Source organism: Burkholderia sp. SIMBA_051, from assembly GCF_046534915.1.
GTDB classification, from domain to species: Bacteria; Pseudomonadota; Gammaproteobacteria; order Burkholderiales; family Burkholderiaceae; genus Burkholderia; species Burkholderia ambifaria.
On the sequence record NZ_JAWRXS010000007.1, the window covers coordinates 446,257 to 461,524 of the forward strand.

The 15,268-nt window shown below is 66.8% G+C and carries 12 protein-coding genes; 1 reads left to right on the forward strand and 11 read right to left on the reverse strand.

What is annotated here, in order from left to right:
- Nucleotides 1-38 precede the first annotated feature (38 nt).
- Nucleotides 39-2,834 carry a preprotein translocase subunit SecA gene (gene secA / locus SB771_RS20195; protein WP_165750833.1) on the reverse strand — a complete coding sequence of 932 codons (2,796 nt, stop codon included), beginning with the start codon at nt 2,832-2,834 and terminating at the stop codon, nt 39-41.
- 267 nt (nt 2,835-3,101) lie between these two features.
- On the opposite strand from secA, the gene SB771_RS20200 reads away from it, so the two are divergent.
- Entirely contained in the window at nt 3,102-3,581 is a 480-nt protein-coding gene (locus tag SB771_RS20200) for a DUF721 domain-containing protein (RefSeq protein WP_006756825.1), read from the forward strand.
- 79 nt (nt 3,582-3,660) lie between these two features.
- Here the strand turns inward: SB771_RS20200 and lpxC are convergent, their stop codons facing one another.
- The 10 genes from lpxC to murD all read right to left on the reverse strand — a co-directional run bounded on the left by lpxC (nt 3,661) and on the right by murD (nt 15,251).
- Nucleotides 3,661-4,578, reverse strand: a complete 918-nt coding sequence (gene lpxC, locus SB771_RS20205; protein WP_006756824.1) for a UDP-3-O-acyl-N-acetylglucosamine deacetylase — start codon at nt 4,576-4,578, stop codon at nt 3,661-3,663.
- A 240-nt stretch (nt 4,579-4,818) separates the two neighbouring features.
- Nucleotides 4,819-5,325 carry a peroxiredoxin gene (locus tag SB771_RS20210; protein ID WP_011655895.1) on the reverse strand — a complete coding sequence of 169 codons (507 nt, stop codon included), beginning with the start codon at nt 5,323-5,325 and terminating at the stop codon, nt 4,819-4,821.
- A 198-nt stretch (nt 5,326-5,523) separates the two neighbouring features.
- Nucleotides 5,524-6,720 carry a cell division protein FtsZ gene (gene ftsZ / locus SB771_RS20215; RefSeq protein ID WP_006752448.1) on the reverse strand — a complete coding sequence of 399 codons (1,197 nt, stop codon included), beginning with the start codon at nt 6,718-6,720 and terminating at the stop codon, nt 5,524-5,526.
- A 191-nt stretch (nt 6,721-6,911) separates the two neighbouring features.
- On the reverse strand, nt 6,912-8,144 hold the full coding sequence (ftsA, locus tag SB771_RS20220) for a cell division protein FtsA (RefSeq protein ID WP_006752447.1): 1,233 nt from the start codon (nt 8,142-8,144) through the stop codon (nt 6,912-6,914).
- Between the two features lie 26 nt (nt 8,145-8,170).
- Nucleotides 8,171-8,923 carry a cell division protein FtsQ/DivIB gene (locus tag SB771_RS20225; RefSeq protein WP_006752446.1) on the reverse strand — a complete coding sequence of 251 codons (753 nt, stop codon included), beginning with the start codon at nt 8,921-8,923 and terminating at the stop codon, nt 8,171-8,173.
- A 19-nt stretch (nt 8,924-8,942) separates the two neighbouring features.
- A complete protein-coding gene (locus SB771_RS20230) occupies nt 8,943-9,884 on the reverse strand; it encodes a D-alanine--D-alanine ligase (protein ID WP_126227109.1) in 942 nt (313 codons plus the stop codon).
- A 1-nt stretch (nt 9,885) separates the two neighbouring features.
- A complete protein-coding gene (gene murC, locus SB771_RS20235; protein WP_175661554.1) occupies nt 9,886-11,283 on the reverse strand; it encodes a UDP-N-acetylmuramate--L-alanine ligase in 1,398 nt (465 codons plus the stop codon).
- A gap of 79 nt (nt 11,284-11,362) precedes the next feature.
- A complete protein-coding gene (murG, locus tag SB771_RS20240) occupies nt 11,363-12,466 on the reverse strand; it encodes an undecaprenyldiphospho-muramoylpentapeptide beta-N-acetylglucosaminyltransferase (RefSeq protein WP_011655892.1) in 1,104 nt (367 codons plus the stop codon).
- Nucleotides 12,463-13,746, reverse strand: coding sequence for a putative lipid II flippase FtsW (ftsW, locus tag SB771_RS20245; RefSeq protein WP_006752441.1), 1,284 nt, complete (start codon nt 13,744-13,746; stop codon nt 12,463-12,465). The genes murG and ftsW overlap by 4 nt, the downstream gene beginning before the upstream one ends.
- Nucleotides 13,743-15,251 (reverse strand): UDP-N-acetylmuramoyl-L-alanine--D-glutamate ligase, encoded by a 1,509-nt coding sequence (gene murD, locus SB771_RS20250; RefSeq protein WP_011655891.1) that lies wholly within the window; start codon nt 15,249-15,251, stop codon nt 13,743-13,745. The genes ftsW and murD overlap by 4 nt, the downstream gene beginning before the upstream one ends.
- Between the last annotated feature and the right edge of the window lie 17 nt (nt 15,252-15,268).

Sequence of the window (15,268 nt, forward strand, 5' to 3'; positions counted from 1 at the left end):
TGCGGATGAAGCGGCACGCCGATGCGCGCCGCCGCCGATCATGACAGCTTCCCGTGACATTGCTTGTACTTCTTGCCGCTGCCGCACGGGCACGGGTCGTTGCGGCCGACCTTCGGCAGCTCGCCGGCGTGGCCGTGGGTCATCGCGCTGCCGACCATGTCCGCCGTCGCGGTGGCCGCCGTGGCGGCCGCGACGTTCGCCACCGGCGCGCCGGATTCCGCGTAGTCGGCGTGCTGGTACTCGACGTTCTCGAGATGACCGCTGCGCTCCTCGATCTGCTCGGCGGCTTCCTCGAGCTGCTCGGGCGACTGGATCTGCACGTTCATCACGATGCGCGTGACTTCCTGCTTGATCGCATCGAGCATCGCGGCGAACAGCTCGAACGCTTCGCGCTTGTATTCCTGCTTCGGGTTCTTCTGCGCATAGCCGCGCAGGTGGATGCCCTGGCGCAGGTGGTCGAGTGCCGCGAGGTGCTCGCGCCAGAGGCGGTCGACCGTCTGCAGCATCACCGAACGCTCGAACGCGCTGAACGATTCGCGGCCGACCATCGCGACCTTGGCCTCGTACTGCTCGTCGGCGGCGGTCGTCACGGCGTCGAGAATCTCGTCGGCGGTGATCGACGACGACTCGTTCACCATTTCCTGGATCGCGAGGTCGAGCTGCCAGTCGTTGCGCAGCGCTTCCTCGAGCTCGGGCACGTCCCACTGTTCCTCGATGCTGCCTTCCGGCACGAACTGGCGGACGACTTCGGTGATCACGCCGTGACGCATCGCCGAGATCGTCTCGGTGATGTCGTGGGCTTCGAGCAGTTCGTTGCGCTGCTGGTAGATCACCTTGCGCTGGTCGTTCGACACGTCGTCGTATTCGAGCAGCTGCTTGCGGATGTCGAAGTTGCGTGCTTCGACCTTGCGCTGCGCGGATTCGATCGAACGCGTGACGATGCCGGCCTCGATCGCCTCGCCTTCGGGCATCTTCAGGCGATCCATGATCGAACGCACGCGGTCGCCCGCGAAGATGCGCAGCAGCGGGTCGTCCAGCGACAGATAGAAGCGCGACGAACCCGGGTCGCCCTGACGGCCTGCACGGCCGCGCAGCTGGTTGTCGATCCGGCGCGATTCGTGGCGCTCGGTGCCGATGATGTGCAGGCCGCCCGCGGCCTTCACCTGCTCGTGCAGCGTCTCCCACTCGTCGTGCAGCTGCTTGATGCGGCGCGCCTTTTCGTCGGCCGGGATCGCTTCGTCGGCTTCGATGAACGCCGCCTGCTTCTCGGCGTTGCCGCCGAGCACGATGTCGGTACCGCGGCCGGCCATGTTGGTCGCGATCGTGATGCGTTTCGGACGGCCGGCTTCCGCGACGATCGCGGCTTCACGCTCGTGCTGCTTCGCGTTCAGCACTTCGTGCGGCAGCCCGGCCTGCTTCAGCAGGTGCGACAGCAGTTCCGAGTTCTCGATCGACGTCGTGCCGACCAGCACCGGCTGACCGCGCTCGTAGCACTCGCGAATGTCGCGGATCACCGCGTCGTAGCGCTCCTTGGCGGTCTTGTAGATCTGGTCCTGCTTGTCGATCCGCTTCGGCGGGCGGTTGGTCGGGATCACGACCGTCTCGAGGCCGTAAATCTCGTTGAATTCGTACGCTTCGGTGTCCGCCGTCCCCGTCATGCCCGCGAGCTTCGCGTACATCCGGAAGTAGTTCTGGAACGTGATCGATGCGAGCGTCTGGTTCTCGCTCTGGATCTTCACGTGTTCCTTCGCCTCGACCGCCTGGTGCAGGCCGTCGGACCAGCGGCGGCCCGCCATCAGGCGGCCCGTGAATTCGTCGACGATCACCACTTCGCCGTTCTGCACGACGTAGTGCTGGTCCTTGTAGAACAGCGTGTGCGCGCGCAGCGCCGCGTACACGTGGTGCATCAGCGTGATGTTCTGCGGCGCGTACAGGCTCTCGCCCTCACCGATCAGGCCCCACTCGGCGAGCAGTCGCTCGGCCTTCTCGTGGCCCGACTCCGTCAGGAACACCTGGCGCGATTTTTCGTCCAGCGTGTAGTCGCCCGGCTTCTCGACGCCCGTGCCGTCGGCCTTCTCCTCGCCGATCTGGCGCTCGAGCAGCGGCGGCAGCGCGTTCATCCGCACGTACAGTTCGGTGTGATCTTCGGCCTGGCCCGAGATGATCAGCGGCGTACGCGCCTCGTCGATCAGGATCGAGTCCACTTCGTCGACGACCGCGAAGTTCAGTGCCCGCTGCACGCGCGCTTCGGTCTCGTAGACCATGTTGTCGCGCAGGTAGTCGAAGCCAAACTCGTTGTTCGTACCGTAGGTGATGTCCGACGCGTAGGCCTGCTGCTTCTGCTCGTGCTCCATGCCGGACAGGTTGATGCCGACCGACAGACCGAGGAAGTTGTACAGACGCGCCATCCATTCGGCGTCGCGCTGGGCGAGGTAGTCGTTGACCGTCACGACGTGCACGCCGCGGCCAGCCAGCGCATTCAGGTACACGGGCAGCGTCGCGACGAGCGTCTTGCCCTCGCCGGTGCGCATTTCCGCGATCTTGCCGTAGTGGAGCACCATGCCGCCGATCAACTGCACGTCGAAGTGGCGCATCTTCAGCACGCGGCGGCTCGCCTCCCGGCAGACCGCGAACGCCTCGGGCAGCAGCTTGTCGAGCGACTCCCCGGCCGCGACCCGCTGGCGGAACTCGTCCGTCTTGCCGCGCAACTGGTCGTCCGTCAGCTGCTCGATCTGCGTTTCGAGCGCATTGATCGTCTCGACGGTCTTTTGATATTGCTTGACGAGCCGCTGGTTGCGGCTGCCAAAAATTTTCTGGAGAAAACCGGTTGTCATCGGATCGGATCCTGCGTCGCAGCACCGGCGCCCGGCGCGTGTTGCGCGCCCCGACGCCCGAGCCTCGGCGGCTTAGCGAATTAGTGGAATCAAACGAGGAATTTTAGCACGCGGGGACGCATGCGCCCGTGTGCCGGCTGGACGCGCGCCGCCAGGCGAACCCGCGCGGGCCGCCGGGCGCACGGCCCGAAAGCCGCCCGTGCGCGCGCCGGCGCGGGTACAATCGGCGTCAACGTCCGCGCACGTGCGCGCCCGAACAATGCCTCGATGAACCGATTTTCCAAGCGTTTCGGCCCGCTCTCCGCGTATCGCCCCCAACCCGTGTCCGAAGTGCTCAACCGCACCGACGCGTTCGCCGCGCTGCGCGCCGGCGTCGAACAGGTGGCCTCGCTGCAGCGCGACCTCACCGCGCTCCTGCCCGACTATCTTGCGAATCATGTCGAACCGGGCTCGATCAAGGACGGCACCCTGACCCTCTTTGCCGCGCACAATGCGCTCGCTGCCCGGCTGCGGCAGGTTGAGCCGCGGCTGCTCGCCGAACTGCAGAAACGCGGCTGGCCGGTGTCGGCGCTGCGCGTGCGCGTGCGACCGAAAGATGCGCCGGAGCCGCCGCACGTGAAGCAGGCGCGCATGACGACCGTCGGCGCCGCCGCGTTGCGCGAACTCGCCGATCACCTCGAGCCGTCGCCGCTGCAGGCCGCGCTCGCGCGGATGGCCGCGCGGCACGGCGCGAAGTCGTCGCGCTGAGCGCTCCGTCGACCGCGCACCGCCCAACGAAAAAGCGACCCGAAGGTCGCTTTTTTTATTCGCCCGTGACGAACGCCGATCAGGCGAAGGCCGTCTGCGCGTCGAACGCAAACCCTTTCGGCGCGGCCTGCGGATCGTCGAACGTGACGATCTCGTACGCGTCTTCGTGGGCTAGCAGTTCGCGCAGCAGCGCGTTGTTCAGCCCGTGACCCGACTTGTATGCCGTGTACGACGCCAGCAGCGGATGGCCAACCACGTACAGGTCGCCGATCGCGTCGAGCATCTTGTGCTTCACGAACTCGTCGTCGTAGCGCAGCCCGTCGTTGTTCAGGATCCGGTATTCGTCGAGCACGATCGCGTTGTCCATGCTGCCGCCGCGTGCAAGACCCAGCTCGCGCATCATTTCGACTTCGTGGGCGAAACCGAACGTGCGCGCGCGCGCGATCTCGCGCACGTACGACGTGTTCGCGAAGTCGACCTCGAGTTCCTGGCCGGTCTTGTCGACCGCCGGATGACGGAAGTCGATCGTGAACTTCAGCTTGAAGCCGAAATACGGCTCGAGACGCGCGAACTTGTCGCCGTCGCGGATTTCGACCGGCTTGGTCACCTTGATGAAGCGCTTCGGCGCGTTCTGCTCTTCGATGCCCGCGGACTGGATCAGGAACACGAAGGACGCGGCGCTGCCGTCCATGATCGGGATTTCCTCGGCCGTCACGTCGACATAGAGGTTGTCGATGCCGAGGCCGGCGCACGCCGACATCAGGTGCTCGACGGTCGACACGCGCGCGCCATCCTTCTGCAGCACCGACGCGAGCCGCGTGTCGCCGATCGACATCGCGGATGCCGGAATGTCGACAGGCGTGGGCAGGTCGACGCGCGAGAAAACGATCCCCGTGCCCGGCGCGGCCGGACGGAGCGTCAGTTCAACCTTGCGGCCCGAGTGCAGACCGATACCCACGGTCTTCACGATCGATTTGATGGTGCGCTGCTTCAGCATGGTCTTCTTCAACTTGATTGAGAATATCAATCAGGAGTTATATTCGATAGGTGAGATTATAGCGTAATTCCCTATTCAACGCTGTTGGAAACTGCGTATCAATCTGTTTCGACTGTTTACCCGCGCCGATACGGGACGGGCCAATGCCCGGAACGGAGGCGTTTCCGGTCATCGGCCCGTGTTACAACTGCCCCGACGGCGGTGAGCAGCGTTGCCGGCAGGCAACGGCGCACCGCACGATCAGGACGTCAACGTCGCGAGAACACTCGCCGCATCGCTCACTTCGAACTTGCCCGGCGCTTCGACGGCCAGCGTCTTGACCACACCGTCGTCGACCACCATCGCGTAGCGCAGGGAACGGATTCCCATGCCACGCGCGGACAAATCCTGCGTCAGTCCCAGCGCATGAGTGAAAGCAGCGCTGCCGTCCGCCATCATGCGCACCTTGCCCGCGGTGTGCAGATCACGTCCCCATGCGCCCATCACGAATGCGTCGTTGACGGACACGCACCAGAGCTCGTCGATGCCCGCCGAGCGCAGTTGCTCGGCGTGCTCGACATAGCCCGGCACATGCTGCGCCGAACAGGTCGGCGTGAAAGCACCCGGCAATCCGAAGATCACCACCCGCTTTCCCGCCACCTGGTCGCGCACGCTGAAGGCGTTCGGCCCCAGTGTGCAGCCTGCGCGCGCGTCGTCGATGAACTCGAACAATTGCGCGTCGGGCAGCGCGTCGCCCACTTGAATCATGGCTGGTCCCTCATAGCGATACGGTTTTTCAGCGTATTGCGGACAGCACGTCCCATCCCGCTCCGCTCATGCGAAGAGGGCACGTTTCCCGGCCCGGCGTCGCATCCGACGCGGCCTGTCGTGGTCCGTGGCATCCGTCACGCCGGCGTTACCGCGGCAATCTCAGCGATTGCGCCGCGGCTTCGCCTGTGTGCGTCGTCAGTCAGCCTGCTTGCGCAGGAAAGCCGGGATGTCGTACGTATCGACACCCTTCTCCTGCAGCGCCTGCACGTGCGATGCCGCGGTTTCGCGCGAATTGCGCCACACCGCCGGCGTATCGAGCGCGCCGTAGTCGGCCGTGCTGACGTGTTGCGGCTGCGCGTAACCGTGCGAGACCGCGCTGACCGGCTGGTTGTCGGTACCCGTGCGCAGCAGCGTCATCGGAGCCGATTGCTGCTTCTTCGCCGCACGGCCCAGACCCGTCGCCACGACCGTCACGCGCAGTGCATCGCCCATCGCGTCGTCGTACACCGCACCGAAGATCACCGTCGCATCTTCCGCCGCGTAGCTCTTGATCGTGTTCATCACTTCGCGCGTTTCCGACAGGCGCAGCGAACGGCTCGACGTGATGTTGACCAGCACGCCGCGCGCGCCCGACAGATCGACGCCTTCGAGCAGCGGGCTCGCCACGGCCTGTTCCGCCGCGAGGCGTGCGCGATCGACGCCGGCGACCGTCGCCGTGCCCATCATCGCCTTGCCCTGCTCGCCCATCACCGTCTTCACGTCTTCGAAGTCGACGTTCACGAGACCATCGACATTGATGATTTCGGCAATGCCCGCGACCGCGTTGTTCAACACGTCGTCCGCGCACTGGAAGCACTTGTCCATCTCGGCGTCATCGCCCATCACGTCGAACAGCTTGTCGTTCAGGACGACGATCAGCGAGTCGACGTGATCCTCCAGTTGCTGCGAGCCTGCCTCCGCGACGCGCATGCGCTTGCCGCCTTCGAATTCGAACGGCTTGCTGACGACGCCAACCGTCAGGATGCCCATCTCCTTCGCGATCTGCGCGACCACCGGCGCCGCGCCCGTGCCCGTGCCGCCGCCCATGCCAGCGGTGATGAACACCATGTGCGCGCCGCGCAGTGCATCGGCGATGCGCTCACGCGCTTCTTCCGCCGCGGCACGGCCCATTTCCGGCTTCGCACCGGCGCCCAGGCCCGTGTTGCCCAGCTGGATCACCGACGATGCGCGCGAACGCGACAGCGCCTGGGCGTCCGTGTTCATCACGATGAAGTCGACGCCCTGCACGCCGCGGTTGATCATGTGCTGAACGGCATTGCCGCCAGCGCCGCCAACGCCGACCACCTTGATGATGGTGCCGTTGGTTTCGGTTTCCAGCATTTCGAATTCCATTGTTGCCTCCGTCAAGAAAATAAGACTACTCGGCCGTTATTCGGCAGGAGATCGGGCAACCCCCTGTCGCGCGCCAGCCGCCGGCACCGGCGCGAATTTCGATTCGGTTCATCCTCAGGACAACGTCGGGCCGCCCCGCGTTTTCCTGGCCCCCGTCGGGGGCAGGCTCGGCGTACCGAGCCGTGGGGTACTCAAAAATTACTCAGGAACCATTCCTTCATCCGCGAGAAGATCTGCCCCGCGTTGCCGGACTGCACGGCGACCTTGCGGCCGCGCATGCGCTGCGCACTGCCTTCGACGAGCAGGCCCATCGCCGTCGAATAGCGCGGATTGCGCACGACGTCGGCGAGGCCGCCCGCGTATTCCGGCGCGCCAATGCGCACCGGCTTCAGGAAAATGTCTTCGCCGAGCTCGACCATGCCCGGCATCATCGAAGCCCCGCCGGTAATGACCACGCCGGAGCTCAGCAGTTCTTCGTAACCCGACTCGCGCACGACCTGCTGCACGAGCGAGAACAGTTCCTCGACGCGCGGCTCGATCACCGCCGCAAGCGCCTGGCGCGACAGCGTGCGCGGACCGCGTTCGCCGAGGCCCGGCACTTCGACCATCTCGTCCGGATCGGCGAGCGCCTGCTTGGCGATGCCGTAGCCGACCTTGATGTCTTCCGCGTCCGGCGTCGGCGTGCGCAGCGCCATCGCGATGTCGCTCGTGATCTGGTCGCCGGCGATCGGAATCACCGCGGTATGGCGGATCGCGCCTTCGGCGAAGATCGCGATGTCGGTCGTGCCGCCGCCGATGTCGACCAGCACCACGCCGAGATCCTTCTCGTCTTCCGTCAGCACGGCCAGCGACGACGCGAGCGGCTGCAGGATCAGGTCGTTCACTTCCAGCCCGCAGCGGCGCACGCACTTGACGATGTTCTGCGCGGCACTGACCGCGCCCGTCACGATGTGCACCTTCACCTCGAGGCGGATGCCGCTCATCCCGATCGGCTCGCGCACGTCTTCCTGGCCGTCGATGATGAATTCCTGCGTGAGGATGTGCAGCACCTGCTGGTCGGTCGGGATGTTGATCGCCTTCGCGGTCTCGATCACGCGCGCGACGTCGGTCTGCGTGACTTCCTTGTCCTTGATCGCGACCATCCCGCTCGAGTTGAAGCTGCGGATGTGGCTGCCGGCAATCCCCGTGAACACGTTGGTGATCTTGCAGTCGGCCATCAGCTCGGCTTCCTCGAGCGCGCGCTGGATCGACTGCACGGTGGCCTCGATGTTGACCACCACGCCCTTCTTCAGACCTTTCGATTCGCTCTGGCCGAGGCCGATGACCTCGTAATGGCCTTCGCCCTTCAGCTCGGCGACGATGGCCACGACCTTCGACGTGCCGATGTCGAGGGAAACCAGCAGATCCTTGTAGTCTTTGCTCATAAAGTGCTCTTGCGTGTGATCTCTCGTTACTTCTTGCGCTTGTCGGTATCGGTCAGGAACCGCATGCCTGCCGCACGAATCGCGAATCCGTTCGGATAACGCAGGTCCGCGTACTCGATGTCGTTGCCCCAACGCTCCGTGACGGCCGGCCATGCGGCGACGAGGCGCTGGCTCCGGTCATGCAGGGTCTCGCTGGTGCGCTCCTTGCCCAGTTCGACCTGCATGCCGTTCGACAGCTTCACCGTCCACGCGTAGCGCGCCGACAGCGTCACTTCTTCCGGCGCCGCCTTCAGCGGCGCAAACCAATTCGCGAAGTCGCGATACCGCGTGACGACTTCCTTCGCACTGCCCTCCGGGCCGTCGAACGCCGGCAGCTCCTGATCGAGCTCGCCCTGGTTCGCGGTGAACAGCTCGCCGTCGACGCTCACGAGCTGCGCGCTGCCCCAGGTCCCGAGCGGTTTGTACTCCTCGAGCGTGACAGCCAGCGCATTCGGCCACACCCGGCGCACGCTCGCGTGACGCACCCACGGCATCTGCTCGAACGCGGCCCGCGCCGAGTCGAGATCGACCGTGAAGAAATTGCCTTTCAGCCGGCCGACCACGCCCGCGCGCACCGTCGGCGAGTTGATGTGCTCGGTGTCGCCGTCGATCCGGATCTCGCGCAACGCGAACGTCGGACGCTGGATCAGCCAGTAGCAGCCGGCCGCCGCCAACACGAGCAGCAGCAGCGCGTACAGCGCGCTGGCGGCAAGGTTGAGTTGGCGAACGTTGTTCCACATACGTCGTTCCGTTCCTGCGTCAATCGTTGAGCGTAAGCGACAGCACCTTCACGACCAGCTCCGAATAGCTGATGCCGATCGAGCGCGCGGCCTTCGGCGGCAGCGAATGGTCGGTCATCCCGGGGGCCGTGTTCACTTCCAGGAAATACGCGTTGCCGGCCGCGTCGAGCATGAAATCCGCGCGGCCCCAGTCGGTGCAGCCGAGCACGTCGAACGCGCGGCGCGCGATGCGCTTCAGTTCGGTTTCCTGCGCCGCCGGCAGCCCGCACGGAATCAGGTACTGCGTGTCGTTGGCGACATACTTCGCGTGGTAGTCGTAGAACTCGCCCGCCGGCACGATCTTGATCAGCGGGAGATCGAGATCGCCGGCGATGCACGCGGTGTATTCGCCGCCGCCTTCGATGCTCTTCTCGACGATCACGATCTTGTCGTGCGTCGCGGCTTCCGACAGTGCGGCGGGCAACGCGTCAGCCGTCTTGACCTTCAGCACCGCGACGCTCGAGCCTTCGCTCGCCGGCTTCACGAACAGCGGCAGGCCGAGCTTCGCGACGATGTCCGTCGCGCGCGCCGCGTAGTCGTCGCCGCGCATCACCGTCTCGAACGGCGGCGTCGGCACGCCCGTCTGCTGCCACACGAGCTTCGTGCGGAACTTGTCGAGGCCGAGCGCCGAGCCGAGCACGCCGCTGCCCGTGTAGCGGATCCCGTAGAAATCGAGCGCGCCCTGGATCTGGCCGTTCTCGCCATAGCCGCCGTGCAGCGCGTTGAACGCGCGCACGAAGCCTTCATCCTTCAGCGCCGACAGCGGCCGCTCGGCCGGGTCGAACGGATGCGCGTCGATGCCCGCGTCGCGCAGGCCCTGCAGCACGAGGCGGCCCGAGGTGAGCGACACCTCGCGCTCGGCGGATTCGCCGCCGAACAACACTGCCACCTTGCCGAAACGTTTCGGATCGATCCCGCTCATGTCATGCCTTCTGTTGAATGTGTTGCACGATCTTCGCCGGCACGCCGCCGATCGAACCCGCGCCCATCGTGATCACCACGTCGCCGTTCCGGGCGACCCCCGCCAGTGCGTCCGGCACGTCGTCGACCGACGCGACGAACACCGGGTCGACCTTCCCCACCGCACGCAGCGCACGCGACAGCGCGTCGCCGTTGGCCGTCGCGATCGCCGCTTCGCCGGCGGCATAGACTTCCGTCAGCACCAGCGCGTCGACCGTCGACAGCACGTTGACGAAATCGTCGAAACAGTCGCGCGTGCGCGTGTAGCGGTGCGGCTGAAATGCCAGCACGAGGCGGCGGCCCGGAAACGCGCCGCGCGCGGCCGCGACCGTCGCGGCCATCTCGACCGGGTGGTGGCCGTAGTCGTCGATCAGCGTGTACTGGCCGCCGTCCGCGCTCGGCACCTCGCCGTAGCGCTGGAAGCGCCGGCCGACGCCGTTGAATTCCGCCAGCGCCTGCTGGATCGCGTCGTCCGACACGCCGAGATCGGTCGCGATCGCGATCGCCGCGAGCGCGTTCTGCACGTTGTGCAGGCCCGGCAGGTTCAGCACCACCGCGAGCGGCGCACGGCCTTCGCGGATCACCGTGAAGTGCATGCGGCCGTCGCGCGCGTCGATGTCTTCGGCGCGCACCTGCGCATCCGGCGACAGGCCGTAGCGCACGACCGGCTTCGAGATGAACGGGATGATCTGCCGCACGTTCGGATCGTCGACGCACACGACCGCGCTGCCGTAGAACGGCAGGCGCTGCGTGAATTCGATGAACGCCTGCTTGAGCCGCGCGAAATCGTGGCCGTAGGTGTCCATGTGGTCGGCGTCGATGTTCGTGATGACTTCGATCACCGGATACAGGTTCAGGAACGACGCGTCCGACTCGTCGGCCTCGGCGACGATGAAGTCGCCCGTGCCGAGCCGCGCGTTCGCGCCGGCGCTGATCAGCCGGCCGCCGATCACGAAGGTCGGATCGAGGCCGCCCGCCGCGAGCACGCTCGCGACGAGGCTCGTCGTCGTGGTCTTGCCGTGCGTGCCGGCAATCGCGATCCCCTGCTTCAGGCGCATCAGCTCCGCGAGCATCACAGCGCGCTGCACGATCGGCACGCCCTGGTGCCGTGCGGCCAGTACTTCGGGATTGTCCGAGCGCACGGCCGTCGACACGACGACCGCGTTCGCGCCCGCGATGTTCGCCGCGTCGTGGCCGATCGAGATCCGCGCGCCGAGCGCCTCGAGCCGATCGGTCACCGCGTTGCGCGACAGGTCCGAGCCGCTGACCTCGTAGCCGAGGTTGACGAGCACTTCGGCGATGCCGCTCATGCCCGCGCCGCCGATCCCGACGAAATGAATCTGTTTGACGATGTGTTTCATGTCAGCCTCCGCCGGGCCGCCCCAAGAAGGCTGACCGCCCCCTTGGGTGACAGCGAACGAAGTGAGCGTAGGGGTTGTTTCATTTGATTTCTTCCAGGTTCGCGCCGGCCACCGTCGCGCAGATGCGCGCGACTTCGTCGGTGGCCTCGGGCTTGGCCAGCGAGCGCGAACGTTCCGCCATGTCCGCGAGCGATGCACGCGACTGGCTGCGCAGCCAGTCGGCGAGCAACTCGGCCGACAGGTCGCGTTGTTGCACCAGCACCGCCGCGCCCGCATCGGCGAGGAATGCGGCGTTGGTCGTCTGGTGATCGTCGACCGCGTACGGGAACGGCACGAACAGCGCCGCCACGCCCACCGCCGCGATCTCCGACACCGTCATCGCGCCGGACCGGCAGATCACGAGATCCGCCGCCGCGTACGCGCTGGCCATGTCGTCGATGAACGGCACGAGCCGCACGGCGTCGCCGCCCGCGAAACCGGCCGCTTCGTAATTCGCCTTCAACGCGTCGATGTGCTTCGCGCCGGCCTGGTGCACGACGCGCGGGCGCTCGCCCGGCGCCAGCAGCGCCAGCGCGCGCGGCACGACTTCGTTCAGTGCGGCCGCGCCCAGGCTGCCGCCGACCACCAGCAGGTTCAGCGGGCCGCTGCGCGATGCATAGCGTGCTTGGGGCGTTTCCGTGCGCGCAAGTTCCGCGCGAATCGGGTTGCCGGTCCATTCCGCGTGCGGCAGTGCGCCGGGGAACGCGACGAGCACGCGCTTCGCGAATTTCGCGAGCACCTTGTTCGCGAGGCCGGCAATCGAATTCTGCTCGTGCAGCACGAGCGGACGGCCCGACAGCGCGGCCATCACGCCCGCCGGGAACGTGATGTAGCCGCCCATCCCGAGCACGACGTCGGGCCGCACGCGGCGCAATGCGCCGAGGCTCTGCCAGCACGCGCGCAGCAGGTTGAACGGCAGCGTCAGCTTGGTCTTCAGGCCCTTGCCGCGCAGTCCGCCGAAGCGCACGTATTCCATCGGAATGCCGTGTTTCGGCACGAGCGTCGCTTCCATCCCGGCCGGATTGCCGAGCCATACGACGCGCCAGCCCGCCGCTTCCATCCGGTGCGCGACAGCGAGCCCCGGGAACACGTGGCCCCCGGTGCCGCCTGCCATCACCATCAGCGTGCGTCGCGACGCGGTCATACCTTCCCTCCGCGCATCAATACGCGATTTTCATAATCGACCCGCAGCAGCACCGCGAGCGCGACGCAATTCAGCAGAATGCCCGAACCGCCGTAGCTCACGAGCGGCAGTGTCAGGCCCTTGGTCGGCAGCAGGCCGAGGTTCACGCCCATGTTGATGAACGTCTGCGCACCGAACCAGATGCCGATGCCCTTCGCCGTCAGGCCCGCGAACGTGCGGTCGAGCGCGAGCGCCTGGCGGCCGATCTCGAACGCGCGGCGCACGATCCAGTAGAACAGCAGGATCACGACCAGCACGCCGACGAAGCCGAGTTCCTCGCCGATCACCGCGAGGATGAAGTCGGTATGCGCTTCGGGCAGGTAGTTCAGCTTCTCGACGCTGCCGCCGAGGCCGACGCCGAACCACTCGCCGCGGCCGAACGCGATCAGCGAGTGCGTGAGCTGGTATGCCTTGCCTTGCGCATAGCGCTCGTCCCACGGATCGAGATACGCGAAGATCCGCTCGCGACGCCACGGCGACAGCCACACGAGCATCGTGAACGTGCCGACCGCCGTCGCGACGAGGCCGCCGAACAGCTTGCCGTTCACGCCGCCGAGGAACAGCACGCCCATCGCGATCGCGGCGACCACCATGAACGCGCCCATGTCCGGCTCGAGCAGCAGCAGCGCGCCGACGAGACCGACCGCGAACGCCATCGGCAGGAAGCCCTTCGCGAAGCTCTGCATGTATTCCTGCTTGCGCACCGTGTAGTTCGCCGCGTAGATCGTCACCGCGAGCTTCATGATTTCCGACGGCTGCATGTTCGTGATGCCGAGCGGAATCCAGCGGCGCGCGCCGTTCACGCCCTTGCCGACGTGCGGAATCAGCACGATCACGAGCCCGACGAGTGCGATCAGGAAGAGATGCGGCGCGTACTTGTCCCACGTCGACACCGGTACGCGGAACGCGATCACCGCCGCGATGAACGCGACGCCGAGCGACACGCAGTGACGCATCAGGAACGCGTAATCGTGATACGCCGCGTATTTCGGCGAATCGGGCATCGCGATCGACGCCGAATACACCATCACGACGCCAAGCCCGAGCAACGCGATCGCGACCCACAGCAGCGAGTAGTCAAAATCGAGCATCCGCGAGCGGCTCGGCCGCACGCCGTTGACGACGCTGGCGAGGCCGCCCGTCGCGGCGCGCGTGGCCGACGCGACGCGGCCGCCCGCGGCATTGCCGCCGGTGCCGCGCCGGTCGTTGAAACGGGAGACGAGGCGATCGGACCAGCTCATGTCGTCGCTCCTTTGTCGATGGCGATTTCGTCCACGGCCGCGCGGAACACGTCAGCGCGGTGGGCGTAGTTCCTGAACATGTCGAGGCTCGCGCACGCGGGCGACAGCAGCACCGCGTCGCCCGGCTCCGCGAGCTCGGCCGCCGCATGCACCGCCGCCTCGAGCGTCGCGTGATCGGCAAGCGGCACGCCCGTCTCGGCGAGCGTGTCGCGGATCGCCGGCGCATCGCGGCCGATCAGCATCACCGCGCGGCACCACCGCGCGACGGGCGCGACGAGCGGCGCGAAATCCTGCCCCTTGCCGTCACCGCCCGCGATCAGCACGATCTTCTGCGCGAGTCCGTCGAGTGCGGCCACCGTCGCGCCGACGTTCGTTCCCTTGCTGTCGTCGACGTAGTCCACGTCGTCGATCGTCGCGATCACTTCGACACGATGCGCTTCGCCTCGGTATTCGCGCAGCGCGTGCAGCAGCGGCGCGGCCGGCAGGTCGATCGCACGCGCGAGCGCGAACGCGGCCAGCGCGTTCGCCGCGTTGTGCAGCCCGCGGATGCGCAGCGCGTCGGCCGGCATCAGGCGCTTCTGAGCAATGTCGGGCGTATGCGCGCCGTCGCGCTTGCGCCGGCGGCTCGTCGTCTCGTCCGGTGCGTCGCGATCGACCGCCTCGACCAGCCACGCGATGCCGTTGTCGCGCGACAGGCCGTAGTCGCCCTGCTGCGCCGGTTCGTTCAGGCCGAACGTGACCGTGCGCGCCGCATCGGCCGCGCCGGCGGCCGGCGCGAACTTCATCACGGCCGCATCGTCGCGATTGAGCACGCGGGTGGTCGTCGCGCCGAAGATCCGGCCCTTCGCCGCCGCATACGCGTCGAAGCTGCCATGCCAGTCGAGGTGATCCTGCGTGATGTTGAGAATCGCGGCCGCATCGGGCGCGAACGTGCGCGCCGTCTCGAGCTGGAAGCTCGACAGTTCGAGCACCCATACGTCGGGCAGCGCCGTCTCGTCGATCGCGCGCGCGAGCCGGTCGAGCATCGCCGGGCTGATGTTGCCGGCGACGGCGACCTTCTTGCCCGAACGCTGGCACAGCAGGCCCGTGAGGTTCGTCGTCGTGGTCTTGCCGTTGGTGCCGGTGATCGCGAGCACCTTCGGCTGGTAGCCGCTCGTGCCGAGCGCGCGCAGCGCCTGCGCGAAGAATTCGAGCTCGCCCCACACCGCGATCGCGCGCTCGTTCGCGGCCGCGATCAGCGCGGCGAGTGCCGGTTCGAGCGGCGACAGGCCAGGGCTCAGGCCAACGATCTCGACGCCGCCGTCGAGCAGCGCGGGCGTGAACGGCCCGCCGACGAACTCGGCATCGATGCCTTCGGCCTGCAGCGCGGCAAGGTTCGGCGGCGCCTCGCGGGTATCGGCAATACGCAGCCGGCACCCGTGCCTCGCGCACCATCGCGCGATCGCGAGGCCCGATTCCCCGAGCCCCAGTACGAGCACCATCGGCCGCTGCCGATCTCCAAACATCTCGCCAGACATCCTTT

What these genes read in the sequence shown, in the direction of transcription:
- secA (WP_165750833.1), bottom strand. Translation starts at nt 2,834, where the DNA reads ATGACAACCGGTTTTCTCCAGAAAATTTTTGGCAGCCGCAACCAGCGG.
- lpxC (WP_006756824.1), bottom strand. Translation starts at nt 4,578, where the DNA reads ATGCTGAAGCAGCGCACCATCAAATCGATCGTGAAGACCGTGGGTATC.
- ftsW (WP_006752441.1), bottom strand. Translation starts at nt 13,746, where the DNA reads ATGAGCTGGTCCGATCGCCTCGTCTCCCGTTTCAACGACCGGCGCGGC.
- SB771_RS20230 (WP_126227109.1), bottom strand. Translation starts at nt 9,884, where the DNA reads ATGAGCGGGATCGATCCGAAACGTTTCGGCAAGGTGGCAGTGTTGTTC.
- ftsZ (WP_006752448.1), bottom strand. Translation starts at nt 6,720, where the DNA reads ATGGAATTCGAAATGCTGGAAACCGAAACCAACGGCACCATCATCAAG.
- murD (WP_011655891.1), bottom strand. Translation starts at nt 15,251, where the DNA reads ATGTTTGGAGATCGGCAGCGGCCGATGGTGCTCGTACTGGGGCTCGGG.
- murC (WP_175661554.1), bottom strand. Translation starts at nt 11,283, where the DNA reads ATGAAACACATCGTCAAACAGATTCATTTCGTCGGGATCGGCGGCGCG.
- murG (WP_011655892.1), bottom strand. Translation starts at nt 12,466, where the DNA reads ATGACCGCGTCGCGACGCACGCTGATGGTGATGGCAGGCGGCACCGGG.
- SB771_RS20225 (WP_006752446.1), bottom strand. Translation starts at nt 8,923, where the DNA reads ATGTGGAACAACGTTCGCCAACTCAACCTTGCCGCCAGCGCGCTGTAC.
- SB771_RS20210 (WP_011655895.1), bottom strand. Translation starts at nt 5,325, where the DNA reads ATGATTCAAGTGGGCGACGCGCTGCCCGACGCGCAATTGTTCGAGTTC.
- SB771_RS20200 (WP_006756825.1), top strand. Translation starts at nt 3,102, where the DNA reads ATGAACCGATTTTCCAAGCGTTTCGGCCCGCTCTCCGCGTATCGCCCC.
- ftsA (WP_006752447.1), bottom strand. Translation starts at nt 8,144, where the DNA reads ATGAGCAAAGACTACAAGGATCTGCTGGTTTCCCTCGACATCGGCACG.